This window comes from Neobacillus sp. Soil_C_43 (genome assembly GCF_057656715.1).
The window spans coordinates 69,915-95,411 of record NZ_JBDGJV010000001.1 but is presented as its reverse complement, the minus strand read 5'-3'; the positions used below and the strand labels follow the sequence as shown (position 1 = coordinate 95,411).

Sequence of the window (25,497 nt, the reverse complement as noted above, 5' to 3'; positions counted from 1 at the left end):
TCTAGCTGACGTTTTTCTTCATTTTATATAATTTTGCATAATCCAGTCTACAAAAACTCCTCCAAAATAGACGCCAAATACACCTACAACAGCGGAGAAGACCGGAGGAGCTGGTAAGGGCAGTTTTAAAAATCGAAACAAAATTCCAACAGCCATCCCGGCAATTAAGCTTAAGACTAACTCTTTCATTTGGTTCCCTCATCACCTAATTTAGTTGAACTTACAAAGCTCTTTTTCTAAGTATGAGTTATTTTTTATATCTTATTCGGTAATGAACAGATTGTTTTCTTCCTCATGATTATGTAGCTCGAAAACAACAAGTAAAGCATCGAAATAGGGGAGAATATCTTCTGTTACTCCCTTATTATCAATCTTCACTTTAATCGAGTGTACGATGATTTCTAAAATTTGATGGTCCCTCTTCAATTTTATAATCATCTCATTAAGCTCAGGATTTTCCTTCAATTTTTCAATAAAAAATCCTTCCTCTTCTGATTGCGCGTGGGCAAGTGTTCTCGTCTCCCAATGTTCAATTAGAGCATCACAAATTTCCTTTGTTTCTTTCGCTTTATTTTCTAATAAAAGTTTTTTTAGCACTTTTGTTAAATCGCGGGCTTCTGTATATATGCCATCATGAATTGAATGATGAGAATGTTTTTTTCTTAAAGACGGTCCAGACATATGTGTTCTCCTTCGTAAATACTATATCCCATTCTTGTCCAAAACTTATATTTTTAAAACTAATAAGTTCAAGATTGACCTTTCTAGGAGTCTTATTTTTTGTATACATTTACATTTTGGGGAAACGGTAATAAGTAAAAATGTCGTAGGAAGGTGAGTCTATGGGTCGAAAACGAACGCCACTAATGAAAAAAATAAAATTCTTTGGAAAATCTAGGGATGTAGCTACGCATGCCGTGATGTCTCCAATGGATAGAGATTCAGAAAAGATTTATCGCAGAAGATGGCAGCATGATAAAACGGTTCGAACGACGCATGGGGTTAACTGTACAGGATCATGCAGCTGGAAGGTGCATGTGAAGGATGGAATTATCGCATGGGAAACACAGCAGACCGATTATCCATCAACAGGACCGAACATGCCCGAATATGAACCGCGTGGATGCCCAAGAGGGGCAAGCTTTTCTTGGTATATTTATAGCCCTCTCCGGGTTCGTTACCCATATATTCGTGGTCATTTATTAGATATGTGGCGTGAAGAGTTGCAAAAATCGAACGATCCTGTTGCTGCATGGCGGGAGATCACTACAAACCCAGAGAAATCAAAACGATATAAACAGTCAAGGGGAAAAGGGGGGCTTGTCCGGGCATCATGGGATGAGGTGAATGAACTAATCTGTGCTTCTCTTATTCATTCAATTCAAGAATTTGGTCCAGACCGTATTTTTGGATTTTCACCCATCCCAGCAATGTCAATGGTTAGTTATGCAGGAGGCGGCCGATTTTTATCACTACTAGGCGGTTCCTTATTAAGTTTTTATGATTGGTACGCAGACCTTCCACCTGCCTCTCCACAAGTATGGGGAGAACAAACAGATGTACCAGAGAGCTCTGATTGGTTTAACTCTTCTTATCTATTAGTATGGGGTTCTAATATTCCACAGACAAGGACTCCAGATGCTCATTTTATGGTCGAAGCACGGTACCGTGGGACAAAGGTCGTTGCTGTTAGCCCTGATTATGCTGAGTTTGTAAAATTCGCTGATAACTGGCTAAATGTTCAAGCAGGTATGGACGGAGCCCTAGGCATGGCAATGACTCATGTTATTTTAAAAGAGTTTTATGTGGACCAAGAAACAGAATATTTTTATGACTATGCGAAAAAATTCACGGATCTCCCATTCCTGGTGAAATTAAAACCACATGGAGAAAACTTCGTTTCCAATACGTTTTTAAGAGCTAGTGAGCTTGACACGACTCTTTCAAATGGGGAGTGGAAAACAGTTGTTTGGAACAAAGAAACCAATCAGCCTGCATTTCCTAATGGAACGATTGGACATCGATGGGAGGAAAAAGGTCAATGGAACCTCCACTTAAAAGACACAGAACAAAACATATCTGATTTAAACCCATTATTAACTATGTTAGGAAATGAAGATACAGTTGTTAACGTTGAATTTCCTCACTTTGAAGTGGAAAAAAGAGAAACTTTCAAACGTGAGGTACCAGTAAAGGAAATTCAAATAAATGGAGAAAAAATCTATATAACTACTGTGTTTGATTTAATGCTTTCTAAATTTGGGGTAGCAAGAAATGGGCTCCAAGGTGATTTTCCAAAGGATTATGATGATCCAAAACCATACACCCCTGCATGGCAAGAGGCCCTCACTGGAGTGGACCGAAAGCTAGCAGCACAGATAGCGAGAGAGTTTGCACAGAATGCCGATGAATCAAAAGGCCGTTCCATGGTTATTATGGGTTCTGGCATAAACCAATGGTATCACGCTGATGCGACATACCGTACCGTTCTAAATTTAGTTCTATTAACAGGTTCTCAAGGAGTGAACGGAGGCGGCTGGGCTCATTATGTAGGACAGGAAAAGGTTCGTCCTCTAGAAGGTTGGCAGACTCTTGCAATGGCAAGAGATTGGGGTGGACCTCCGAGGCTTCATGCTGCCACGCCGTTCTTTTATTTTGTTACAGAACAGTGGAGATACGATGATCAATCCATTGAAGACCAAATATCACCTTTAGTTAGTGAACCAAGATATAAGCATACAGGTGATTACTATTATTTGGGAACAAGATTAGGATGGACACCAGCCTATCCACAGTTTGATAAGAATTCAATTAAACTTGTAGAAGAATCGAAAGGAATTGATAAAGAGCAAATAATTCAATCCATTGTAGATGATGTGAAAGATGGAAGAACAAAATTTGCGATTCAAAATCCTGAGGACCCTAAATCATTTCCAAAAGTTATGTTTGTTTGGAGAGGAAACTTAATTGGTAGTTCTTCCAAAGGACACGAATATTTTTTGAAATATATGCTTGGAACCCATCATGGAAATTTAAGTGAGCAAAATACAGAATTAAAAACTGAAGATATAAATTGGGACGAACCGTCAACAGAGGGAAAACTCGATTTAATGGTAAATATAGATTTTCGCATGGCAGGAACAGGGTTATACTCGGATATCATTCTTCCAGCAGCTACCTGGTACGAAAAATATGATATAAGCAGTACGGATATGCACCCGTTCATCCATCCGTTTAACCCGGCAATTGCCCCTCCGTGGGAATCGAAATCAGATTGGGACACATTTAGAGGATTGGCTAAAAAGTTTTCTTCCATGGCCGAACAATATTTTAGCGGGCCTGTACAAGACGTTGTGGCAACACCTATGCTTCATGATTCTAGGGATGAAATTTCCGAGGCATGTACATTTGGGAAAATTCCAGATTGGCAAAACGGTTCATTTGAGCCAGTTCCTGGACAGAATTTCCCGCGGTTGCACATTGTCGAACGTGACTATACAAAGGTCTATGAAAAATTTATAACCCTTGGACCTGTTATCAAGGAACAAATTGGAGCTAAGGGTATTGGCTGGAATGCAAAAGAAGAATACGAAAAATTAAAAAAGATACTTGGAACAGCAAATAAAACCTCTTACAAGGATTGTCCAAGTCTATACACTGCTCGGGATGCTGCTGAAGCAATTCTATCTCTTTCTAGTTCTACAAACGGCTCTCTAGCTATGAAGGCATGGGATGCGCTGGAGAAAAAATCAGGACAGAAATTAAAAGATTTAGCAGAAGAAAGAGCAGAAGAGCATATGTCATTTAGCGAAATCACAGCCCAGCCACGGCAAGTCATTTCTACACCTGTTTTTAGTGGAACGGAAACCGGGGGTAGACGGTATTCTCCATTTACAACAAATGTGGAACGTTTAATTCCATGGCGTACATTAACAGGCCGCCAGCACTTTTATTTAGACCACGAAACCATGTTCGAATTTGGAGAAGAGTTTCCAGTATTTAAGGCACCTTTAAAAAAGTTGGCATTCCGGTCAAAGGATCGAAAACCAATTAATATGGGCAAGGAAATAAATTTACGTTATTTAACACCACACTTTAAATGGTCATTCCATAGTACCTATTTTGATACTCTTCCGATGTTAACACTATTTAGAGGCGGACCGACTGTATGGATGAATCTTCATGATGCAGAAGAAGTTGGTATTGCAGATAATGATTGGCTTCAAATGTATAACCGAAATGGGGTTGTCGTTGCAAGGGCAGTTGTTTCCCATCGATTACCAAGGGGAGTAGCCTTCATGTATCACGTTCAAGAGCGGCATATTAACGTCCCCGGTTCAACCATTACGAACGAACGTGGTGGTACATTTAACAGTCCAACGCGATTACAAATGAAGCCAACGCACGTAATTGGCGGATATGCCCAGCTAAGTTATGGGTTTAACTATTATGGTCCATGTGGAAGCCAGCGCGATGAGAGAGTTATTATTAGTAAACTAGATAGGGATGAGGTGGACTGGCTTGAGAATTAAAGCACAATTTGGAATGGTGATGAACCTAGATAAATGTATTGGGTGTCATACGTGTAGCATCACCTGTAACAATACGTGGACAAACCGTCCCGGAGCGGAATATATGTGGTGGAATAATGTTGAAACAAAACCAGGAATCGGTTATCCAAAAGAATGGGAAAACCAAGAAAAATATAAAGGGGGCTGGGTGTTAAAGAATGGGAGGCTTGAACTAAAGGCAGGTGGTAGAGTTTCGAAGCTCTTAAATATTTTTCATAATCCTGATTTAGCCCAATTAGATGATTACTATGAACCGTGGACCTATGATTATGAAAATTTAATAGATAGCCCTGAAAAAGAACACCAGCCAGTGGCTCGACCAAAGTCTCAGGTGACAGGGGAGTATATGGATATTAAGTGGGGGCCGAATTGGGAAGATGATTTGGCCGGTGTATATCAGACTGGGAAAAATGACCCTAACATAAAGGGTATTGAAGAAAGAGTGAAATTTGAGTATGAACAAACCTTCATGATGTATCTGCCAAGAATCTGTGAGCATTGTGTCAATCCAACTTGTGTAGCTTCCTGTCCCTCTGGTGCCATTTACAAAAGGGAAGAGGACGGAATTGTATTGGTAGATCAAGATGCATGCCGAAGCTGGCGGTATTGTACAACAGGTTGTCCATATAAAAAGGTCTATTTTAATTGGAAAACACATAAAGCAGAAAAATGTACCTTTTGTTTTCCGAGAATAGAGGCTGGACTTCCAACTGTTTGTTCCGAAACATGTGTAGGAAGACTTCGGTATTTAGGGATTGTTTTTTATGATTTAGATAAGGTTGAAGAAGCGGCATCCGTTACCAATGAAAAAGATTTATATGAAGCCCATTTAGGAATCTTCTTGGATCCCCATGATCCAGAGGTAATCAAGGAAGCGCGAAAAGCTGGTTATCAAGAGGATTGGATTGAAGCTGCACAAAGGTCACCTGTCTATAAATTAGCAGTGGAACAACGGATCGCTTTACCCCTTCATCCAGAATATAGAACATTGCCTATGGTGTGGTATATTCCACCGCTCAGTCCAGTGATGAGCGCATTTGATGGAGGCTTAGATGGGGTTAATCCTCATGTTATATACCCTCAAATTGACCAGCTTAGAATTCCCATCGAGTATCTAGCCAATATGTTAAGTGCCGGGGATACAGAAGTTATTCGGAAAGTTCTTAAGAAGATGGTAGCGATGAGAAGTTATATGAGGTCACTAAATCTAGGGAAGAAACCAGAGAAAAGTATACTAGATGCTGTTGGAATGACAGAAGAAACAATGCATGAAATGTATCAACTTGCAGCAATTGCGAAGTACGATGATCGCTATGTTATTCCATCTTCACATCGGGAGGATGCTGCAAACCAATATTTAGGACAAGGAACCGGAGGGTTCGATTTTATGGAGGCGTGCTCTGGCTGCTCGGTTACACCAGGGGTACCGGGAGATTATAAAGTAGGGGACGATTATTGGGGGGAGTTAAATGGATGAGTATCAACGTATTTTTGGTCTAGCATCTATTTTACTTCAGCATCCTGAAAAAGATTGGTTTGAAACAAATGAGTTGAAAGATGAAATTGCCTTAATTGAAAATCAGCTAGTGAAGATCTTATTTAAGCAATTTCAATCATATTTGGAATCAACTACCTATTTAGAGCTATGTACTGGATATGCGAAAACATTTGATTTCAGTGATAAAACAACCCTTTATTTAACCTATCCACTTTTTGGTGAGAATCCAGATCGAGGTAAAGCCCTTTTGAAATTAAAGAGTGAGTTTTATGAAGCGGGTCTCCCGATAAAAAGTGAGGAGCTCCCAGATTATTTACCTTTAATACTTGAATTTTGCTCTTTAGTACCCACAAAACCTGCACAAAAAATGCTATTGATTCATCGCAGGTCCATTGACAATTTATTAAAAGAATTATCATTAATCGAAAGTCCATACCAAATGATTTTGCAAGCATGCGTACAAACAATTGAAGACATGCAAAGAAAACAAAAGGCTTCGTAAAGGGGACTGTATAATGACATTTTTTCAAAATTTCTTTTGGGTGTCTTTCCCTTATATCATGTTGACGATGTTCGTGGTGGGGCATATATATCGATATAACGTTGATCAGTTTGGATGGTCAGCAAAGTCAAGTGAGTTTCTTGAAAAAAAACAGTTGAAATGGGGAAGTATTCTATTTCACTATGGGATTGTCTTCGTTTTCTTTGGACATGTGGCTGGCTTACTCGTTCCAAAGGTATTTTACGATGTTATTGGAGTTACAGATCATATGTACCATTTTGGGGCAGTATGGATTGGTGGACTTGCTGGAATTTCTACTATTATAGGAGTTGTATTACTTATGATTCGCAGATTTACCGTAAAGCGGATCTATATTCATAGCACCTTTCGGGATATTATTGTTCTCGTTTTATTAACACTTATTATCTTTTCAGGCTTTGTTAACACAGTCTGGTATACAGGTAGAGGGGTAGCATTTGAATATAGGGAAACAATTAGTCCATGGTTCCGTGGTATTCTTTCTTTACGTCCGACACCAAGCTTAATGGTAGGTATTCCTCTAGGTTTTCAAATTCATGTGGTATCAGCCCTGTTACTTTTTGGTATTTGGCCATTTACCAGATTAGTTCATGTATGGAGTCTCCCACTAGAGTATTTAAGCCGAAAATTTATTGTATATCGTTCCATTATCGGAAGACGCCCAATCGCGATGTCAACGAACCGATCTAAAAATAAAATGGAATAAGAAAAGCGCAAGCGCCTTGGACAGCCCCGACAGGCAAATGTTCTTCTGCAAGAAAAGTCGCTCTTTGACTTTTATTGCAGAAGGTTATTTGACCCGAGGGGCTAGGCGCTGGAGCTGGACAATTCTCGAAGTCGATTTTTATACTTTCTGATTAGTTAAGAAAGTGGAACCTAAATTGGTTCCACTTTCATTATTTATTCTGAAGATAGTTTAAAGCGAGCAATTTTTTCACTTCATTATAACTTAAGCCTGATTGGCTATTTAATCTTTTTACTTCTTCAATATTAGTGCCAACTTTTGTGTAACGACTATGTTTAGTACCATCCATGGTTTAGACCTTCCTTTGAAAAGGGATATTTATGAAATGAAAAGTCACATTTTTGTCCATACTAACTATTAAAGGAGGCGGTTCCAATTTTTTACGGTAAACGAGCTAAAGAAGAAGAGATTGAAATAATACTGGTGGATACCGAAATCTATTCTTGTATGGATGACTCATGTATTGGCTGGATGAGAAAAGAATTTGTTGCAGATGATTTATTATGTCCGATGTGTGGCAATGAAATGATACAGGAAATGAGAGAGCTTCCCAAAATCTAATAAAACATGATGGAAAAAAGACTGTCACAGCAATGGGACAGTCTTTTATTCATCGTAGGAACTAAAGAAATGATCATCATAAGCCTGTTGTGCTGCTTCAGAGGTTGAAAATAATGCGTCATCATCCTCAATGACATGGAACGTCTCATTTAAAAATAAAGCCAATGCATTAGGGTCTTTTGGATGCTGAACAATTTCAGCAGCCTTTACATTTGCTACCGAGGGAACATGTGGATTTCGATAAATGACATAGACTTCATCGCCTGGTTTTGCGTTATTCATATCGATATAACTCATTTATAATAACCGTCCTTTAAAGATTTTCATTTTGCTGCCGAATTTCATCACCTGTTAGAGTAATATTGGCTTCCTCTAAGAATGTGTGCTCATCCACCGATTCTCCAGCTACATATTTTATCTTTGAAAGTGTAGACCTGTTATTAATGTTTGAGGCTGTTAAAGAATCTTCAATCTTGGTCAATGACATCATCTCCTTACATAAAGCATTTGCTATGTTATAACAGATTATCCTTGCCTAATTATTTACGAAAAGGAAACAAATAAAAAACTCTCCAATTATTGGAGAGTTTTACAACTACTCTTCTTTTTTCGCTAAACAGTGGTCACATTCCATAAAATAACTTTCAGCCTGTTCCTCCATATGCTGACCACACTCTGAACATTCCTTCTTAGGTAAATTACGGAAAAACTCAACCGGACTCATTAACATGTAAAACTCCTCCTTTATTAGTACAGTTTATTAATAACCGACTTGTTATAGTACAGTATAAACAAAAAATAAGAAATTGTGTAGACTTTTTTTAAAAAAAACAGAAAATTTTATAAAAATAAGTCTTTTATCACAAGTTCTTTTTTTACGAAGAGAATAATTATTGTCTTGTTCAAGAAATTAAGGGTTAAAATAAGGTGAAATGGGTCTTGATTATTAATTAATACTTCCATATCTTAATTGTTTACATTACAATCATAGTAGAAATAAAATGTAGAATTTGGGGGGATGCTGGTTAATGAATGCGATGATTGGAACTTTTCATCCTTATTTTATTATTATTGCCATCGGATTAACCATAATGGCATCATATACAGCTTTAGATATGTTCACCTTAATCAGGTCGACTGACCAAAATAAAAGACTGCTTTTTCTTGGTGGAACATTTTCCATGGGAATTGGCATATGGATCATGAATTTTATTGGACATATTGCTGCTGATACAAATAGATTCGCTAGTTACCATATTCCACTTACTATTCTTTCTATTTTTATTGGAATTGCATTTACAGGAATGGCGTTCCTTTCGTTTTTTGGAAAATCAATTGGATACTACCATTTAATTGTTGGTAGCACATTTTTGACGTTTGCGGTGCTTTCAGTCCAGGTCATTAGTTTATATGCTATGAATGTAAGCATAAAATATAATTTTCCACTTTACTTGTTTACAGTCTTGTTAATATTTGGATTATTTTTATTTTCCTTTTGGATCCTTTACTCCACAAAAAGCTTTAACAAAAGTAATCAGGTTTGGTTAAAACCGTTAAGTGCAATCATTATGACTGCTTCCATTGCTCAAGGGCATTTTCTTCTAAAAAGAGCCACGATTACTACTAGTGAAGTGGTTAGAGGATCAAGTACGGACAGTCCTTTTTTTATTTATTTAGTATTATTTGTTGCGGTTCTAATCATTGGAGGACTCATCATTTCAAGTGCACTAATAAGTAAACAATTAGCTACAACAGATACTAATTTAAAGGATATTAAGGCAGCACTTGACGCTGCAGCCATTGTAGCTATAACTGATCCCTACGGAACTATTATTTATATTAATGATAAATTCGAAGAGATTTCTAAGTACAAAAAGGAAGAGATTCTTGGGAAAAATCACCGAATATTAAATTCAGGATACCATTCAAAGGAATTTTTCAAAAATTTATGGAAAACCATTCAATCAGGCCAAATTTGGCGGGGAGAAATTCGTAATAAAGCAAAGGATGGTTCTTTTTATTGGGTTGATACGACTATTGTTCCGTTCCTGAATTCAAAAGGGAAACCAGTTCAATATATAGCAATTAGATCTGATATCACCAATAGAAAAAAAGCAGAAGAGCATCTAAAAGAAACGATTAAAGAAATTAATGATATAAAATTTGCTTTGGATCAATCCTCTATTGTAGCCTTTACAGATGCAAAAGGAATCATTACAAGTGTCAATGATAAGTTCTGCGAAATATCTAAATACAGCCGTGAAGAAATTATAGGGAGGGACCATAATATCCTGAATTCTGGATACCATTCTAAAGACTTCTTCAAAAATCTTTGGAGAACTATTGGTGAAGGAAGAGTATGGAAGGGTGAAATCAGGAATAAAGCGAAAGATGGGACCTATTATTGGGTAGACACAACTATTGTTCCCTTTTTAAATGAACATGGGAAGCCCTATCAGTATCTTGCAATTCGAAATGATATTACTGAGCGAAAGAAAACGGAAGAGGTTTTACACCGACAGGATAAGCTTGCTGCAGTTGGTCAACTGGCTGCTGGAGTTGCACATGAAATTCGAAACCCTCTTACATCCATGAAAGGATATGCTGAATTCTTACAGTTAGATGAGAAAGATCCTGAACGGATGGAATTCCTGAATATTATTCTTGATGAAATTGAAAGGGTAAATACCATTGTTGAAGATTTCATGGTTTTAGCAAAACCAAAGGCAGTAGAATTAGAAGAAAAGAATGTTGTTCCTGTCATAAAAAATGTGGTTTCTCTACTTGAATTCGAAGCTAGAAAGAAAAATGTTCACTTGTCCTTTGACTGTAATCAAGAGATTATTCAAATTGAATGTGATGAAAACCGCTTAAAACAAGTATTCTTAAACTTTATTAAAAATGGAATTGAAGCCATGCCGAATGGTGGAGACCTGCATGTTAAGACCATCATTCATGAAAATAATGTGCAAATATCCATTCAAGATTCAGGGGTTGGAATTCCTAAAGAGAAATTAAAGAAGCTAGGGGAGCCATTTTTCACTACGAAAAAGAATGGTAACGGCTTAGGCTTAATGGTTAGTTTCAAGATTATTGAAAGCCATAATGGTAAGGTATTTGTTGAAAGTGAACCTAATAAAGGAACAACCTTTAATATTTTATTACCAGCAAAAACTGCTTAAAACGAGAGTACCCCTCTCGTTTTTTTACATTATAAGAAAGTATAAAATTCGACTTCTAGAATTGTCCAGCTCCAGCGCCTAGCCCCTCGGGTCAAATAACCTTCTGCAATAAAAGTCAAAGAGCGACTTTTATTGCAGAAGAACATTTGCCTGTCGGGGCTGAACAAGGCGCTTACGCTTTTCTTATTTCCCTTGATTCCGTCGAAAAAATGCCATAATTTTCGTAAAAAAGAAAGCTACAAATGTAATAAATAGATTAAGATAGTTATATAGGTAATAATGATTGTAAGGGAGGAAAGAACGTGGGGGAACCAAACTTTGTTAAAACAATATGCGGCTATTGTGGTACAGGTTGTGGCTTAGTCCTGGAAGTTCAGGACAATAAAATAATGAAAATACGAGGTGACAAGGAAGCACCTGTAAATAAGGGGCAAACATGTGTAAAAGGTGCATTTGCCTATGAATATGTGCATGCCAAGAATAGGTTAACGTCGCCACTGATCCGTAAAGCTGGTAAGCTGGTGGAAACAACATGGGAAGAAGCCTATCAATATATTGCGAAGAATCTAGATCAAATTAAAAATACTTGGGGCTCAAATGCTATTAGCATGTTTGCCTGTGCAAGAAGTACAAATGAATCCAATTTCATTACACAAAAGTTTATGAGGACAGTTATTAATAGTAACAATATAGATGGTTGTAACCGAACGTGACATGCTCCTAGCGTTGCCGGTCTGGCAACTGTTTTTGGAAGCGGTTTCCCAACGAATACACTTGAAGATTTTGAAAAGGCAGAAGTTTTACTTCTAATGGGTTCAAACACAACAGAAGCACATCCTATTATAGCCAATCGAATCAAGAAAGCAGCAAAGTCAGGATTAAAGATAATTGTCATAGATCCAAGGAAAATAGATATGGTAAAAGTGGCACATCGCCATTTACAAATTAATGTAGGTTCTGACATTGCTCTTATAAATGCCTTCATACGAGTCATTTTGGAAGAAAATCTATTTGATCCAACGTTTATTGAGCAGTTTACTGTTGACTTTGAAAAATTAAAAAAACAGGTGGATCCGTACACTCCTGAATATGCTGCTGCAATAACCGGTGTAAAAGCTGAGGATATTATAGCAACTGCTAGAGAATATGCTGCTTCGAATGGTTCCATGATTGCATATACATTGGGCATTACTGAACACCATTGTGGGGTAAATAATGTATTTGATATTGCGAATTTAGCCTTACTAACAGGTAATATTGGTAAACAAGGTGCAGGAATTATGCCACTAAGAGGGCAAAATAATGTCCAGGGTGCCGGTGACATGGGATGTTTACCGAACCAGTTGACTGGAGCATTGAGCCTGGCAAATGATGAATTCAGAGCACGTTTTGAGAAGGAATGGAATGTGGTCCTTAATCCACAGGCGGGTGACACACAAACACGTACCTTTGACCGTTTAGAGATGGGTGAGTTAAAGGCACTCTATGTCATTGGAGAAAATCCAATCCTAGCCGATGTCCATATGAACCATACAAAAGAAATATTTAAAAAGCTTGATTTATTAATTGTGCAAGATATTTTCTTAACAGAAACAGCTAAATTAGCTGATGTTGTTTTACCTGCCCGATCCTGGGGAGAAGTAGAAGGGACATATACAAATACAGATAGAAGAATTCAACGCGTTCGAAAAGCTGTTGATGCACACCCTAATACAAAAGAAGACTGGGAAATCCTTTGTGAACTGTCTACCCTGATGGGCTATTCAATGCATTATGAAAATAGTGAGGAAATTTGGAATGAAGTAAGAAGGTTAGCTTGGGAAATGTACGGTGGAATTTCTTATGAGAGACTGGAAAATGAGTATAGTCTTCATTATCCTTGCCCTGATGAAGTCCATCCAGGCACATTTGTTATGCATGAGAGGTTCCATCAACAAGACACTGTGGTGAAAAAAGCGCCATTCGTGCCTGTTGACTATACAAAGCCTTTAGAGCTGCCAGATAATGAATATCCTTTTACGCTAACGACTGGACGGCGCTATGAGTCATATAATACCCACACTCAAACACGCTACTATGCTACTGGAGTAAAAGTCAAGCAAACAGAAGAGACAGTCGATATACATCCAGAAGATGCAACTAAACTAGGAATTTCGGATGGGGAGATCGTTCAGGTTCGATCTCGAAGAGGTGAACTTAAGGTTAAGGCGAAGGTAACCGATCAAGTGGTTCCTGGACTTGTTTTTATGAGTTTCCACTGGAGTGAAACACCTACGAATGTCTTAACATTAAATGAGTATGATCCAATATCCGGGACAGCGGAATATAAAGCATGTGCTGTTGCAATCTCGAGAATTTAAAAGAGAATATTTTTGTAAAATAGTGCAGGGTTAAACCTGCACTATTATTTTTTATCTATTATGTACAAAAATTCCCACTGTAGGAAATGATTTCATTAAACTTCTATGATACAGCTGTTCGGAAATGTTATTGTAATATAACTGCCATTCTTGTAAACGAATTAACATGCCCTTGTTCTTTGTATCAAAAAATTTCATGTTAAGATGATTAAAGTTAGCTGCGAAAGAACATGGGAGGTAAAAAAATGATAAATAAAATTAGAACTTTCATTGCAGTTGTTGCACTCTCAGGAACTGTAGGTGCTAATGTACAAGCGGCAGAGTTAACTGTACAAAATGGAGATACCTTATGGGATCTTTCTCGTGTACATAATACATCTGTCGAAAACATTCAAAAGTGGAATCACCTTTCCACTGACCTTATTCATCCTGGGGATGTATTAACGATTGCAACTGAAAAGCAATACACAGTGGTGAAGGATGATACACTTTGGGATATTGCAAAGGAATATCAAGTATCGGTTGCAATGATTAAAGAATGGAATAAATTAAATACTGATCTGATTCATCCAGGGTTACAATTAGTGATCTATGATGAAATAAATAACTTTTCTTCTGGGAAGATGGTTGAACCAGCAAAAGCTCCAGTAGTCTCAAAAGCTCCGGAAGTTTCTACTAAGGAATCAAATACGCCAAAGAGCGAGGAGACAAAAGTGGAGACCGCTTCAACAAGTGTTGCTAGTAAACCTGTAGTTCCAGTAACAACAAAAGCAGAGGAAACTTCAAAGGAAATCACCGTTAAGGCTACTGCATATACAGCATCGTGTGAAGGGTGCAGCGGAACTACTGCAACAGGACTTGATTTAAATGCTAACCCAGGTGCCAAGGTAATTGCAGTTGACCCCTCTGTCATTCCACTAGGAAGTAAAGTTCTGGTTGAGGGATACGGTGAAGCAATCGCATCAGATACAGGTGGAGCAATCAAAGGGAACCGAATTGACGTTTTTATCCCTTCAGAAGAAAAAGCACTTGAATGGGGTAGGAAGGAAATAAAAGTTAAAATATTAGATTAAAACAAAAAACTGCCGAATTTGGCAGTTTTTTTGTGATAAAAAAACAAGCCGGATTAGCCGGCTTGTTTTACAAGTGTTTTGGCTGTGATTGTTTTTCTTTGGTAGAAGAACCAGTTCAAACCAAATGCGACAACATAGAATCCAATAAAGAAATAGAACGCAGTAACAGGTGTTCCAGTTGCCTTAACAGACCATCCAAATAACTTAGGAATAAAGAATGAACCATATGCTGCAAATGCTGCAGAAAAACCGATTACAGGTGCTGCCTCTTTTGGAATAAAGATGGTTGGAATCATTTGAAACGTTGAGCCTGAGCCGATTCCAGTTGCAAGGAAAAGAACTAGGAAAGCAATTAAGAATCCAGCAAATTGTTTGTCATTTAAGAAGTAAATAACACCTGCTGCACCAATTCCCATTATAACTAAGACATAAGCCGTTACTTTCGCGCCGCCAATTTTGTCAGCTATCCAGCCGCCCACAGGTCGTGCTGCAGCTGCCACTAATGCCCCAAGGAAGGCAAGTGAAATGTGTTCAGGAAATTGAGATTTTAATAAAAGTGGGAATGCAGCTGAGTAACCAATAAATGAACCAAAGGTAGCTACATAAAGTGCTGTCATAATCCAAGTGTGTTTCCGTTTTACAACCACAAATTGATCAGCAACGGATTGCTTTGCTCCTGGAACGTTATCCATTTTAAAGATTGCTAAAAGTGTCATAATGACAATGGGAATGACCCAGATAAACGCCGCGTTTTGTAACCATACTTCTTGACCATTTGCTAAAACTTGTTTATCGCCAACCAGTGCAAAAGTTCCTGATGTAATAATTAATGGTGTGACAAACTGTACGACAGATACACCCATATTTCCTAAGCCGCCATTAATTCCAAGAGCTGTTCCTTTTTCCTTTTTTGGAAAGAAGAAACTTATGTTTGCTGAAGATGATGAAAAACTTCCTCCACCTAGACCACAAAGGGCTGCAAGGAGAAGCATGATTGAAAATGGTGTATCAGGATTTTGGACTGCAAAACCTATTCCGATTGCTGGTATGGCTAAGATTGCTGTTGAAATCACTGTCCAATTTTTACCACCAAAAGACCCAACTGCAAATGTATATACAAAGCGGAGTGTCGCACCAACAAGGCCTGGTATAGCAGCAAGTGTGAATAATTGTTCTTCTGTAAAATGGAAGCCAATATCGTTAAGTCTGACGGCTACAACTGACCATATTTGCCATACAATAAATGCAAGCATCAAAGACGGGACGGAGATCCATAAATTTCTTTTAGCGTGTTTTCTTCCTTCTTCATTCCAGAACTTTTCATCTTCTGGATTCCAATAATTAATTCGAGCCATGATTTTTTCCTCCTATATGTGCAATCTAATTCATTCACAAATATCATGTTGTTCCTTGTGTTATTACTATAAGACACATGGTAACATGATTTTTGTGACGTTCGTCACAAAAATAGTGAAGGAACTGTGAACTCAGCTCGTTTGACAAAAAGTTGTTAAAATTTATCACCCAAAACAAAAGAGACCTTCATCTATGAAGATCTCTCTGCTTATCACATATAGTTACGTTACGATTCTTTTTCTTCATTGAACATTCCAACGTAATTTTTTGTATCCCCTACATCATCTTTAATTGCAGTAATAGTTAACCATTCTTTATAAATCTCATTATTTTTGCGTTTATTCCAAATATACCCTTCCCAAAATCCTTCTGTTTTTAAACGATTCCACATTTGCTTATAAAATTCATTGTCATGTTCGCCAGATTGAAGGACACTAGGTGTTTTCCCAACCACTTCGTCCTCACTAAAACCTGTAATTCTTGTAAAAGCCGGATTTACGCTCTGAATTATTCCATTTAAATCTGTAACGCAAATACCGTCAACAGCATGGTTTACGATTTTTGCAGAAATATCTAGTTTATCCTGATAGTATAGCCAAACAACAATGACTAAACTTGCAAGTGAAAACTCGGAAAGGGACATAAATCCAATTGCGTAATGACCAGTCCAATCAAATAGAATAGTCAGAATGATTGGAGGGAAGAAACCACCTAATCCTCCCATTGCTGCAACAATTCCATTTACTATGCCAGCCTGCTTTGAAAAATAAAATGGTACAAGCTTAAAAATCGCACCATTACCAATGCCGGCGAAAAAAGCAACTAACAAACACCCAAAGGAATAAATAGGTAAGGATGGGGTAAATGAGAGTAGAAAGCCTGCAAAAGTTAAACTGAAAAAAACCGCCATTAGGATTAGAAAAGGATTAATTTTATCTCCTAGCCATCCGCCTACTGGTCTAAAAAATGTTGCAAGTGCTATAAAACCAGCTGTACGTAAACCAGCATCAACTTTATCTAGTTCAAAATGATTAACTAAGAAGGACGGTAAGTAGATAGTGAACGCCACGAAAGAACCAAACGTAATAAAATAAAATAAACTTAAAAACCAAAGTTTAGGATTTTTATATACTTCTTTCACTTGTTCAGATAAAGAATTGTTTACTTTCTTTTCTTTCCTATCTCCAAATAAGAAATTGACAATTGTAAAGATTAACATGATAACTAAAAAAATCTTTACGGTATTTCTCCATCCATACATGTTGGCTAGTACTGGTGCTGAAAAGGAGGTAATAGCTGTGCCAATGTTTCCTGCTCCATAAATTCCATTTATGAAACCATGCTTAGCTTTTTCATAATATTTAGGAAGAGAAGTAACACCAATGGAAAAAACTGCTCCACCGATCCCAAGCATAAAACCACCAAGTATTAACATGAATAATGAATTTGCGTAACTAATAATTGCAATAGGAATCAGTAAAACGATAAAGCTAATTGTGAATAGTATGCGTGCTCCATAGCGATTAGTCCAATAACCTATTGGAACCCTAAGGAGTGACCCGAGTATAACCGGTACCGCTGTTGCCCAAGCGATTTCTGTGGATGAGAGCGGTATATCTGCCTTTATATAAGGCATAAGCGAAGATATGAGCACCCAAACCATAAATCCTGCGACAAGACTTCCCGTTTGAATAAAAAGTTGTTTTGTTCCTTGATTCATATTTATCCCCCTTAACTCCCATGTGTATTATTATTGCCAAAACATCCTGTCTTACTTATATACTCTTCAGTTATGGAAAAATTTTCTTCAGTATTATAGAACACTTTTTAAAATAATACAGTGAGGTATGACACATAATGTGCATTTGATAAATAAAATTTATTTTATCATTTTTTGTGTATCTGTGAACAAAGAGCTAAATATTTGGCTCTGTTACACTTGCCTGTTGATTTCCGCTCCAGGCACTTCGCTTTCCGTGGGTGTTTCGGCGAGCCTCCTCGGCGCTTGCGCCTGCGGGGTCTCCCCTGAACCATACTCCCACAGGAGTCTTCGTGCCTTCCGCTCCAATCAACAGGAGATAAAAATCAACAATCTTCTTTAACACAGCTAAATATTTTATTCTTCCAATGGTAAAAGTAGTATAAATAACCCATCTTCTTAATGTTCTTAGGTTGGGTTCAAGGAGGGACTTGAAAATGGCTAATCAATACGCGGTTATTGGTCTAGGTAGATTTGGTATAAGTATTGCTCAAAAGTTATTCGAATCTGGACAAGAAGTGTTAGGTGTGGATGTAAATGAGGAACGAGTGGAAGATTCGCATTCTTTTGTTACGCATGCTGTTATTGCGGATTCAACAGATGCAGAAGCATTAAAATCTATCGGTATACGAAATTTTGATACCGTCGTTGTGGCTATAGGAAACGATATACAAGCAAGCATTCTCACTGTTTTACTTTTAAAGGAACTGGGAGTAAAAAGGGTAATTGCTAAAGCCTTAAATAAGCTTCATGGACAGGTTTTAGATAAGGTAGGGGCCGATTGGGTTGTATTTCCTGAGAGGGATATGGGTATGCGAGTTGCCCACCAGTTACTTTCACCCAAAGTGCTAAATTTCATTGAAATTTCAAAAAACTATAGTGTGGAAGAAGTGAAAATACCTGAATACATGATTGAAAAAACATTAAGAGAGCTAGACTTAAGGGCTAGGTTTAATTTAAGTGTAATAGCTATCAGGCATGAAGATGAGATTAATATATCACCATCACCAGATAAGATCATAAATCATGGTGATGTATTAGTAGTGATAGGAGAAAACCGTGACTTAGAAAAATTTGCAAATCTAGAATGATCTTTTTTTTTAAAACATTGATAAACAATAAAATTATCCCTGGAGTGTAACTTTTAATGGCCAAATTTCGCCTTATCCAATGAAAGGGGGCGAATTTTTTGCCAGGTCAATTTGAGGAGCTCTATGAAAAATATCATCAGGACCTTTTTTCTTTTCTATATTATTTAGTTAATAGCCGTGAGCAAGCTGAAGACCTCATACAGGAAGTATATATACGAATATTTAAATCATATGGGACTTTCCAAGGCAAGAGCAGTGAAAAAACTTGGCTATTCTCTATTGCCCGGCATGTTGCCATTGATTCCTTTCGCAAGAATTTAGGCTGGAAAAAAAGAATTATTAGTACGTTTGATTGGGATAAAAATGAATTTAAAGATTTATCACCATTACCTGAAGAAATTTCCCTTCAAAATGAACAAATCCATATCCTTTATTCTTGTTTAGATAAATGTTCTATTGATTATCGATTGGTATTAATTTTAAGATATATTCATTCAATGTCCATTAGTGAAACTGCTGTAGCACTCGAATGGTCAGAGAGCAAAGTGAAGACCACTCAACATCGTGCATTAAAAAAGATAAAAAAACTAATGGAGGAAGTAACGATAGAGGAAAAAGAATTACGTGACAAACATATATATATTTCCTAAAAAAGCATTCACATGATTGCTTTTTTATTTTTTTGTAGCTTTCAAACAGCCCAATGAGAATTTTATGGTAATGTAAATATTAATATATACTTTTTAAAATAGATTTGGGAGGGAATGACGTGGACTTTCGAGCGGTTGAGACAATGGAAAAGCGATTGGAGCTCATGAGAAATCTTTCGAAAAAGTTTCTAACAAGGGCGCATCAGGTGGATGTAGAAGGAAGTTTTCCATATGAAAACATTCAGGAATTAAAAGATGTGGGCTACACAACTCTAACAATTCCAACTAAATATGAAGGAAAGGAAATATCTCTTTATGAATTTATTCGCTTACAGGAAATAATAGCAGAGGGTGACGGTGCCACAGCACTTTCCATTGGATGGCACATGGGGATTATATTTAATCTACATGAAAAGAACTCATGGAACGAGAGCATGTTTAAATATCTTTGTGAACGTGTAAAAAGTGGTGCTTTAATAAATAGCGCTGCAACTGAACCAAATACAGGGAGTCCGACTCGAGGTGGTAAACCAGAAACTAGGGCAGAAAAAAGAGATCAAAACTGGGTCATTAATGGAAGAAAAACTTTTACCACCATGTCGCCTGTTCTTGATTATTTTATAGTTTCTGCTACCATAAATGATTCCGATAACATAGGAAATTTTCTAATCCCCCGAGGTACAAAAGGAGTAAGTATTGATGAAACGTGGGACAGTATATCCCTTAGGGGAACAGGAAGTCATGATTTAATTCTTGAAGATGTAATTGTACCAAAAGAGTTTCTTGTGGAAAGATTGGTTATTGAAGGGAAGAGGGCAAACGGGTGGCTGCTCCATATCCCTGCCTGTTACCTTGGCATCGCCAAAGCAGCCAAGCGTTATGCGATTGAATTTGCAAAAAATTATACTCCAAATAGTATCACTGGAGCAATTATAGAATTACCAAACATACAACAAAAAATAGGTGAAATAGAATTAAAGTTGATGCAAGCAGAATATTTTCTATATGGAGTAGCTAAACAATGGGACCTTTCAAATGAAGAGGAAAGGAGCAAGTTAGGTCCAGCATTAGGAGCTGCCAAATTAACTGTTACTAATACAGCTATTTCAGTGGTTGATTTAGCTATGAGAATAGTCGGTGCAAGAAGCTTGTCAATCAGTAATCCGTTACAAAGGTATTACCGTGATGTTAGAGCAGGACTTCATAATCCGCCTATGGACGATGCAACAATTCAATTACTTGCAAAATACAGTACTGTCGATTAGTAATAAAACCAGCCGTTCTTCCAGCGGCTGGTTATTATACAAGTCTAGGATACATATTCAATGGCACTAACTTTTTTCTTGTTTTCTTCAAATAGTCTATATAAATCCTTCATCGGTAGTGGCGCAGAGAATAAATATCCTTGTGCATAACCACAATCGAAGGATTTTAATAACTCTAATTGTTCTTCTGTCTCAACACCCTCTGCGATTACATTAAAACCGAAGCTTTTTGCAAGAGAGATGACACTTTCCACTAATGCCCTGTCTTTTGTGTTATTTAACATATTTTGTACAAAGGAACGGTCAATCTTTAATGTATTAACAGGAAGATATTTTAAATAACTGATAGAAGAATATCCCGTACCAAAATCATCAATGGAAATACTAATACCCATTTCTTTTAATGAATTAAGTTTAGTAATTACCGTGTCCATATTATCCATAGAAACACTTTCAGTTATCTCAAGTTCAAGCTGGAAAGGGGGAAGTTTTGTTTCTGATAGTACATGCTGAACAATTTCTACAAAGTTTTCTTCTTGAAATTGTTTGGAAGAGATATTTACAGCAATTTGAATAGGTTCCCGGCATATTTTAGAAAAGGTTTTTGCTTTTATACATGCTTCTTTTAACACCCATTCACCAAGCTGACTAATCATACCTATTTCTTCAGCGAGAGAGATGAATTCTGAGGGTGGAATCATACCTAAATCGGCATTGTTCCATCGAATGAGTGCTTCAAATCCAAAGATCCTTCCATCTTTAATATCGACTAAGGGTTGATAGTTTAATGTGAATTCGTTTTGTTTTAATGCCTTCCTAAGTTGCGTTTCGATTTTAACCATATCATGGATTTCTTGTTGCATGTCACTGTTATACCATTGATAGCCATTTCCGCCATTTTCTTTAGCTGTATACATAGCGATGTCTGCCTGTTGAATTAAATCATCCCATACAGACCCATTAGTTGGATATATACTTATCCCAATACTTGAAGAAATAAAATATTCCTGCCTTCCAATTTTAAAAGGCAATTGTATGGACTGATGGATGGAGGAGACAATAGATTCAATTTCTTTTTTTGTGGTGGAACCCGTTAAAAATAAAATGAATTCGTCTCCACCTTGTCGTGCAAGACAATCCTCTTCCTTTATTGTGAGTTGAATCCTCTTTGAAACGTCCTTTAATAATTGATCTCCTACAGCGTGCCCTAAACTATCATTTATTAACTTAAACCTGTCCAAGTCGACGAAAAGGACAGCAACTAATGAATTTGTCTTAGATGCCTTCTCTAAGGCAGTTTTTAAATTCATCTCAAAATGCCATCGATTGGGTAATCCCGTTAAATAATCGTGATAGGCCATATACTCCATCTTAGCTATTACTTTTTGTAAGGAGTGTTGCTCGGATTTTAATTTATCAACTAACCTCCCAATGGTAATCGCTACCGTGATATTTACAAGGGTAAGTATGGTTAAACTCCAAACCTCCTTCATTGAATAAACATTATGTTTGTAAACGATTTCAATAAACTCGTTTATACCATGAATCAAGGTTCCAAATAATGCAGCATGTAATCCGCCTTTTAAGCCGTAAAAGAAGGCTAGCCATACAGAAGGGAAAATATAGATAAGCCAAATAAGTTCCTCAGATTGATTGGTTTGATCTAAGAAAAGGGGAATTAGGTAAATGAGGATAATGGTAAACCATCGCTTATTAATTGTCATATTCCGACATACACTCCCATAAACTTCCTTTTGAATTATATTTTAATAATAGAACTAGTTCATTTCATATGACAATATGTATACGAAAAAGTTCATAAATCTTTAATAAGATACAGAAAGAACAAGAGGCGGAAGCGCCTCGTTCAGTTATCCAAACTAGGACCTTTTCATATTTTTTTCTAAACAATGAAAAATGCCACCCGGTTGAAACCAGGTGGCATTAACTTCTATTCTTCTACTAACTCTCCAATTTCAACAGTCGACCTTTCTTCAAGTGGTCCTCTTAAGTGAACCGTAGCGGTTCTCCCATCTTCATTTAATTGATCAATCCAGACTGAGGCACCATTATATTTAACATCAATATCTTTAGTGGATGATAATATTTGTTTTACGCGATTAACATTCATTGAATTCACTCCTATATTTAGTCATTTAATATAAAAAATTAGATTTTTTAGGTGTTTTTAACAGCTTTCTTCTATTATATAAAGTGGACTGTAATAGACTCTCGTTTTAAGGAATTATTAATGATAAAAAGGATAATCAATTTGAATTCCATTTATTGTTCCAGGTTCATCCACATCCTCTAAACTGGACAAATAATTCTCAAATTCCACTTTCAGTGCCTTTGGAGCCCCCGGTTTTAAATGCCAATTTCCCGGTTCATCCACAAAATAAGGACTTTTTGTAAATTCAGGCCTAATTCTAGGCATGTTTCAATCCCCCTAAAAAGATAAGTCTAAATTCATATTGCTTACACAACCGTTTGAGGTTTATTATATGTAGAAATGATTCCTCTTAAACGTACAAATGAAGAATCTGTTTTAAGGAAACGAAAAAATTGTGAAACCTTTAACAGTTTCTTTCGTCATATATAGATGATAAATGAAAAAGAGTCATGTCCAACATGAGTCTAACATAAAGATAAAAGGGAAAATCAAATAAAGGGTATACTCCAAGGATGTAAGATTGAAAATGTCGAAATCGAAAAAAATGGCGTAAATTATGCGTTAATAAATACATAAAATGGCATAATTTATGTTTTTATTTTTATAGAAAGTATGATATAGTAATTGAGGTTCGTTTACCGGAGCATGATTGGTAAGTGAGAGGAGAGTAGAGAATATGAATAAAATAAAACTGCCTATAAAATTAAAAAATAGCCATATTACATTTTTTGCTATTGCTGTAGTGTTATTTTGGATTAAAACATATGCAGCTTATCAAATTGAATTTAACCTAGGAATTGATAATAGCCTACAGAAATTTTTATTACTAATAAACCCACTTAGTTCGGCGCTTTTCTTCTTTGGAATTGCACTTTTATTTAAGAAAAGGACAAAGCTTGTCATGATTATCACAAACTTCCTTTTGTCCTTCTTATTATATGCAAATATTGCATATTACCGTTTTTTTAATGACTTCATAACAGTACCTGTTTTAATGCAAACTAAAACAAATGCTGGACAGCTTGGCGATAGTGCACTATCTTTAATGTCCCCATTTGATGTATTTTATTTTACGGATATGTTTATCTTAATTGCTCTTGCGTTAACAGTTTTCAAAAAAGTTACAGTTTCAAATAGAAAGTCATTTAAGATTGTTCTTTTATTTTCAATCACTACCTTCTTATTTAACCTTGGATTAGCTGAAAAGGATCGTCCGCAGCTACTTACGAGATCATTTGACCGCAACTATTTGGTTAAATATTTAGGTGCATATAACTTTACCATATATGACGTGATTCAAAACATTAAGTCCTCATCACAGCGTGCATTAGCAGACAGTAGTGATATTACTGAGGTGGAGAACTACAGAAAAGCAAATTATGCAGCTCCAAATCCAGCTTATTTTGGTAAGGCAAAAGGAATGAACGTTATATATATTTCAATGGAGTCATTCCAAAGCTTTATGATTGATTACAAAATGCCTGATGGTCAAGAAGTTACACCGTTCTTGAACTCTTTAGCGCATGATAACAATACTTTTTATTTTGAAAATTTCTTCCATCAAACAGGTCAGGGTAAAACATCAGATGCTGAATTCTTGATGGAAAACTCTTTATATCCAATGGCTCAGGGGGCAGTGTTTGTTAATAAAGCTCAAAATACTTTCCAAGCCGCTCCGGCTATTTTAAAAGGATATGGTTATAATTCAGCCGTATTCCACGGTAATTATAAAACTTTCTGGAATCGAAATGTCATGTATAAAGCGTTGGGATATGATCAATTCTACGATGCAGAGTACTATAGCATGTCTGATGAAAATACCAAGAATTATGGTATGAAGGATAAGCCTTTCTTTAAGGAATCGATGCCGATTCTTGAAAATATGAAACAGCCGTTTTACACAAAGTTTATCTCATTATCAAACCATTTCCCATTTGAAATGGATCCAGAAGATACTGATTTCCCTGCAGGAGATTACGGAGATACAGTTGTTAATCAATATTTCCAATCTGCGCATTATATGGACCAATCCTTTGAGCAGTTCTTTAATGATTTAAAGGCATCTGGTCTATATGAAAATACCGTAATCGTTATGTATGGAGATCACTATGGTATTTCTGAAAACCACAATGATGCGATGGCAAAAGTACTGGGAGTCGACGAAATTACTCCAGCAATAAATGCGAAATTACAGCGTGTACCATTGTTTATTCATGTTCCAGGTGTTAAAGGTGGCGTTCAAAAGCAAATTGGTGGTGAAGTAGACGTTCGTCCAACTCTTCTTCATTTACTAGGTATAGATACCAAGGATTACATGGAGTTTGGTTCTGATTTATTATCGAAAGAACACCGCAATTGGGCTACATTTAGAAATGGTGACTTTGTTTCATCAGATGCTATTCAAATCAATGAAAAGTGTTATTCATTTGAAACAGGTGACCTGTTAGATAAAAATGATGCTTGTAAGGCCATTGGTGAAAAAGTGAATACAGAACTTCAAATGTCCGATGAAATTGTTTATAAAGACCTTTTACGTTTCTATAAACCACAAGGCTACACACCAATCAATCCTAATGACTACGAATATTTAGGGCCAAAAGGAAATAAAACGGTAAAAACATCTGAAAACAATTAGCCTAAGAGAGAAGAAAATTTTTCTTCTCTCTTTTTTT

At 36.7% G+C, this 25,497-nt stretch carries 23 protein-coding genes; 12 read left to right on the top strand and 11 right to left on the bottom strand.

Translation table 11 applies throughout. The features are described from left to right. Window positions 1-18: 18 nt before the first annotated feature. Together AC3A54_RS00460 and AC3A54_RS00455 are read right to left on the bottom strand one after the other, a co-directional pair. A complete protein-coding gene (locus tag AC3A54_RS00460; protein WP_308083591.1) occupies window positions 19-189 on the bottom strand; it encodes a XapX domain-containing protein in 171 nt (56 codons plus the stop codon). A 72-nt stretch (window positions 190-261) separates the two neighbouring features. Then, window positions 262-681, bottom strand: a complete 420-nt coding sequence (locus tag AC3A54_RS00455) for a hemerythrin domain-containing protein (RefSeq protein ID WP_487652993.1) — start codon at window positions 679-681, stop codon at window positions 262-264. 161 nt (window positions 682-842) lie between these two features. Here AC3A54_RS00455 and AC3A54_RS00450 point away from each other — a divergent pair, with 161 nt between their 5' ends. From AC3A54_RS00450 to narI, 4 genes are read left to right on the top strand one after another with little or no spacing between them, the layout of a single operon-like run. Beyond that, entirely contained in the window at window positions 843-4,532 is a 3,690-nt protein-coding gene (locus AC3A54_RS00450) for a nitrate reductase subunit alpha (RefSeq protein ID WP_487652992.1), read from the top strand. Further along, window positions 4,522-6,048, top strand: coding sequence for a nitrate reductase subunit beta (narH, locus tag AC3A54_RS00445; protein WP_487652991.1), 1,527 nt, complete (start codon window positions 4,522-4,524; stop codon window positions 6,046-6,048). The genes AC3A54_RS00450 and narH overlap by 11 nt, the downstream gene beginning before the upstream one ends. Continuing rightward, a complete protein-coding gene (narJ, locus tag AC3A54_RS00440) occupies window positions 6,041-6,571 on the top strand; it encodes a nitrate reductase molybdenum cofactor assembly chaperone (RefSeq protein WP_487652990.1) in 531 nt (176 codons plus the stop codon). Before narH ends, narJ begins: the two co-directional genes overlap by 8 nt. 13 nt (window positions 6,572-6,584) lie before the next feature. Beyond that, complete coding sequence (gene narI, locus AC3A54_RS00435; protein WP_335548879.1) at window positions 6,585-7,316, top strand: respiratory nitrate reductase subunit gamma; 732 nt, start codon at window positions 6,585-6,587, stop codon at window positions 7,314-7,316. Between the two features lie 190 nt (window positions 7,317-7,506). Here narI and AC3A54_RS00430 read toward each other — a convergent pair whose 3' ends face one another. Then, window positions 7,507-7,644 carry a hypothetical protein gene (locus AC3A54_RS00430; protein WP_308083597.1) on the bottom strand — a complete coding sequence of 46 codons (138 nt, stop codon included), beginning with the start codon at window positions 7,642-7,644 and terminating at the stop codon, window positions 7,507-7,509. Window positions 7,645-7,730: 86 nt separating this feature from the next. Here AC3A54_RS00430 and AC3A54_RS00425 point away from each other — a divergent pair, with 86 nt between their 5' ends. Then, complete coding sequence (locus AC3A54_RS00425) at window positions 7,731-7,916, top strand: cold-inducible protein YdjO-related protein (RefSeq protein ID WP_335535101.1); 186 nt, start codon at window positions 7,731-7,733, stop codon at window positions 7,914-7,916. Window positions 7,917-7,961: 45 nt separating this feature from the next. Here the strand turns inward: AC3A54_RS00425 and AC3A54_RS00420 are convergent, their stop codons facing one another. The 3 genes from AC3A54_RS00420 to yhfH all read right to left on the bottom strand — a co-directional run bounded on the left by AC3A54_RS00420 (window position 7,962) and on the right by yhfH (window position 8,646). Next, the gene (locus AC3A54_RS00420; RefSeq protein ID WP_487652989.1) at window positions 7,962-8,213 is read right to left on the bottom strand and encodes a transcriptional regulator SplA domain-containing protein; all 252 of its coding nucleotides are present in this window, start codon (window positions 8,211-8,213) and stop codon (window positions 7,962-7,964) included. A 16-nt stretch (window positions 8,214-8,229) separates the two neighbouring features. Next, window positions 8,230-8,397, bottom strand: a complete 168-nt coding sequence (locus tag AC3A54_RS00415) for a hypothetical protein (protein ID WP_335548877.1) — start codon at window positions 8,395-8,397, stop codon at window positions 8,230-8,232. Window positions 8,398-8,511: 114 nt separating this feature from the next. Then, entirely contained in the window at window positions 8,512-8,646 is a 135-nt protein-coding gene (yhfH, locus tag AC3A54_RS00410; RefSeq protein ID WP_307287180.1) for a protein YhfH, read from the bottom strand. Between the two features lie 298 nt (window positions 8,647-8,944). On the opposite strand from yhfH, the gene AC3A54_RS00405 reads away from it, so the two are divergent. From AC3A54_RS00405 to AC3A54_RS00395, 3 genes are all read left to right on the top strand, one after another. Continuing rightward, window positions 8,945-11,098, top strand: coding sequence for a PAS domain S-box protein (locus tag AC3A54_RS00405; RefSeq protein ID WP_487652988.1), 2,154 nt, complete (start codon window positions 8,945-8,947; stop codon window positions 11,096-11,098). A 302-nt stretch (window positions 11,099-11,400) separates the two neighbouring features. Beyond that, window positions 11,401-13,458: a formate dehydrogenase subunit alpha gene (gene fdhF, locus AC3A54_RS00400; protein ID WP_487652987.1), complete on the top strand. Its 2,058-nt coding sequence runs from the start codon at window positions 11,401-11,403 to the stop codon at window positions 13,456-13,458. A gap of 245 nt (window positions 13,459-13,703) precedes the next feature. Further along, a complete protein-coding gene (locus AC3A54_RS00395) occupies window positions 13,704-14,531 on the top strand; it encodes a 3D domain-containing protein (protein ID WP_487652986.1) in 828 nt (275 codons plus the stop codon). Between the two features lie 53 nt (window positions 14,532-14,584). On the opposite strand, the gene AC3A54_RS00390 is transcribed toward AC3A54_RS00395, so the two are convergent. After that, window positions 14,585-15,886: a NarK family nitrate/nitrite MFS transporter gene (locus AC3A54_RS00390; protein WP_487652985.1), complete on the bottom strand. Its 1,302-nt coding sequence runs from the start codon at window positions 15,884-15,886 to the stop codon at window positions 14,585-14,587. Between the two features lie 227 nt (window positions 15,887-16,113). Continuing rightward, a complete protein-coding gene (locus AC3A54_RS00385; protein WP_487652984.1) occupies window positions 16,114-17,607 on the bottom strand; it encodes a nitrate/nitrite transporter in 1,494 nt (497 codons plus the stop codon). A 476-nt stretch (window positions 17,608-18,083) separates the two neighbouring features. Between AC3A54_RS00385 and AC3A54_RS00380 the strand changes: the two genes are divergently transcribed. The 3 genes from AC3A54_RS00380 (at window position 18,084) to AC3A54_RS00370 (ending at window position 20,652) form a co-directional block, all read left to right on the top strand. After that, window positions 18,084-18,737 (top strand): potassium channel family protein, encoded by a 654-nt coding sequence (locus tag AC3A54_RS00380; RefSeq protein WP_308083604.1) that lies wholly within the window; start codon window positions 18,084-18,086, stop codon window positions 18,735-18,737. Window positions 18,738-18,835: 98 nt separating this feature from the next. Continuing rightward, window positions 18,836-19,387 (top strand): RNA polymerase sigma factor SigX, encoded by a 552-nt coding sequence (gene sigX, locus AC3A54_RS00375; RefSeq protein WP_487652983.1) that lies wholly within the window; start codon window positions 18,836-18,838, stop codon window positions 19,385-19,387. Window positions 19,388-19,506: 119 nt separating this feature from the next. Further along, window positions 19,507-20,652, top strand: coding sequence for an acyl-CoA dehydrogenase family protein (locus tag AC3A54_RS00370; RefSeq protein ID WP_420489839.1), 1,146 nt, complete (start codon window positions 19,507-19,509; stop codon window positions 20,650-20,652). Between the two features lie 44 nt (window positions 20,653-20,696). Here the strand turns inward: AC3A54_RS00370 and AC3A54_RS00365 are convergent, their stop codons facing one another. From AC3A54_RS00365 to AC3A54_RS00355, 3 genes are all read right to left on the bottom strand, one after another. Next, complete coding sequence (locus tag AC3A54_RS00365; protein WP_335545422.1) at window positions 20,697-22,376, bottom strand: putative bifunctional diguanylate cyclase/phosphodiesterase; 1,680 nt, start codon at window positions 22,374-22,376, stop codon at window positions 20,697-20,699. A gap of 227 nt (window positions 22,377-22,603) precedes the next feature. Next, a complete protein-coding gene (locus AC3A54_RS00360; RefSeq protein WP_487652982.1) occupies window positions 22,604-22,783 on the bottom strand; it encodes a small, acid-soluble spore protein, H family in 180 nt (59 codons plus the stop codon). Between the two features lie 117 nt (window positions 22,784-22,900). Beyond that, window positions 22,901-23,089 carry a hypothetical protein gene (locus AC3A54_RS00355; protein WP_487652981.1) on the bottom strand — a complete coding sequence of 63 codons (189 nt, stop codon included), beginning with the start codon at window positions 23,087-23,089 and terminating at the stop codon, window positions 22,901-22,903. A 412-nt stretch (window positions 23,090-23,501) separates the two neighbouring features. Here AC3A54_RS00355 and ltaS point away from each other — a divergent pair, with 412 nt between their 5' ends. Then, the gene (gene ltaS / locus AC3A54_RS00350) at window positions 23,502-25,460 is read left to right on the top strand and encodes a lipoteichoic acid synthase (protein ID WP_487652980.1); all 1,959 of its coding nucleotides are present in this window, start codon (window positions 23,502-23,504) and stop codon (window positions 25,458-25,460) included. Window positions 25,461-25,497: the final 37 nt, after the last annotated feature.

Excerpts from the sequence above, each read along its gene's own strand:
- narI (WP_335548879.1), top strand. The coding sequence starts at position 6,585 with ATGACATTTTTTCAAAATTTCTTTTGGGTGTCTTTCCCTTATATCATG.
- AC3A54_RS00395 (WP_487652986.1), top strand. The coding sequence starts at position 13,704 with ATGATAAATAAAATTAGAACTTTCATTGCAGTTGTTGCACTCTCAGGA.
- narJ (WP_487652990.1), top strand. The coding sequence starts at position 6,041 with ATGGATGAGTATCAACGTATTTTTGGTCTAGCATCTATTTTACTTCAG.
- AC3A54_RS00405 (WP_487652988.1), top strand. The coding sequence starts at position 8,945 with ATGAATGCGATGATTGGAACTTTTCATCCTTATTTTATTATTATTGCC.
- AC3A54_RS00390 (WP_487652985.1), bottom strand. The coding sequence starts at position 15,886 with ATGGCTCGAATTAATTATTGGAATCCAGAAGATGAAAAGTTCTGGAAT.
- AC3A54_RS00455 (WP_487652993.1), bottom strand. The coding sequence starts at position 681 with ATGTCTGGACCGTCTTTAAGAAAAAAACATTCTCATCATTCAATTCAT.
- yhfH (WP_307287180.1), bottom strand. The coding sequence starts at position 8,646 with ATGTTAATGAGTCCGGTTGAGTTTTTCCGTAATTTACCTAAGAAGGAA.
- AC3A54_RS00460 (WP_308083591.1), bottom strand. The coding sequence starts at position 189 with ATGAAAGAGTTAGTCTTAAGCTTAATTGCCGGGATGGCTGTTGGAATT.
- AC3A54_RS00360 (WP_487652982.1), bottom strand. The coding sequence starts at position 22,783 with ATGAATGTTAATCGCGTAAAACAAATATTATCATCCACTAAAGATATT.
- AC3A54_RS00430 (WP_308083597.1), bottom strand. The coding sequence starts at position 7,644 with ATGGATGGTACTAAACATAGTCGTTACACAAAAGTTGGCACTAATATT.
- AC3A54_RS00355 (WP_487652981.1), bottom strand. The coding sequence starts at position 23,089 with ATGCCTAGAATTAGGCCTGAATTTACAAAAAGTCCTTATTTTGTGGAT.
- AC3A54_RS00365 (WP_335545422.1), bottom strand. The coding sequence starts at position 22,376 with ATGACAATTAATAAGCGATGGTTTACCATTATCCTCATTTACCTAATT.
- AC3A54_RS00380 (WP_308083604.1), top strand. The coding sequence starts at position 18,084 with ATGGCTAATCAATACGCGGTTATTGGTCTAGGTAGATTTGGTATAAGT.
- AC3A54_RS00450 (WP_487652992.1), top strand. The coding sequence starts at position 843 with ATGGGTCGAAAACGAACGCCACTAATGAAAAAAATAAAATTCTTTGGA.
- AC3A54_RS00420 (WP_487652989.1), bottom strand. The coding sequence starts at position 8,213 with ATGAGTTATATCGATATGAATAACGCAAAACCAGGCGATGAAGTCTAT.
- AC3A54_RS00385 (WP_487652984.1), bottom strand. The coding sequence starts at position 17,607 with ATGAATCAAGGAACAAAACAACTTTTTATTCAAACGGGAAGTCTTGTC.
- ltaS (WP_487652980.1), top strand. The coding sequence starts at position 23,502 with ATGAATAAAATAAAACTGCCTATAAAATTAAAAAATAGCCATATTACA.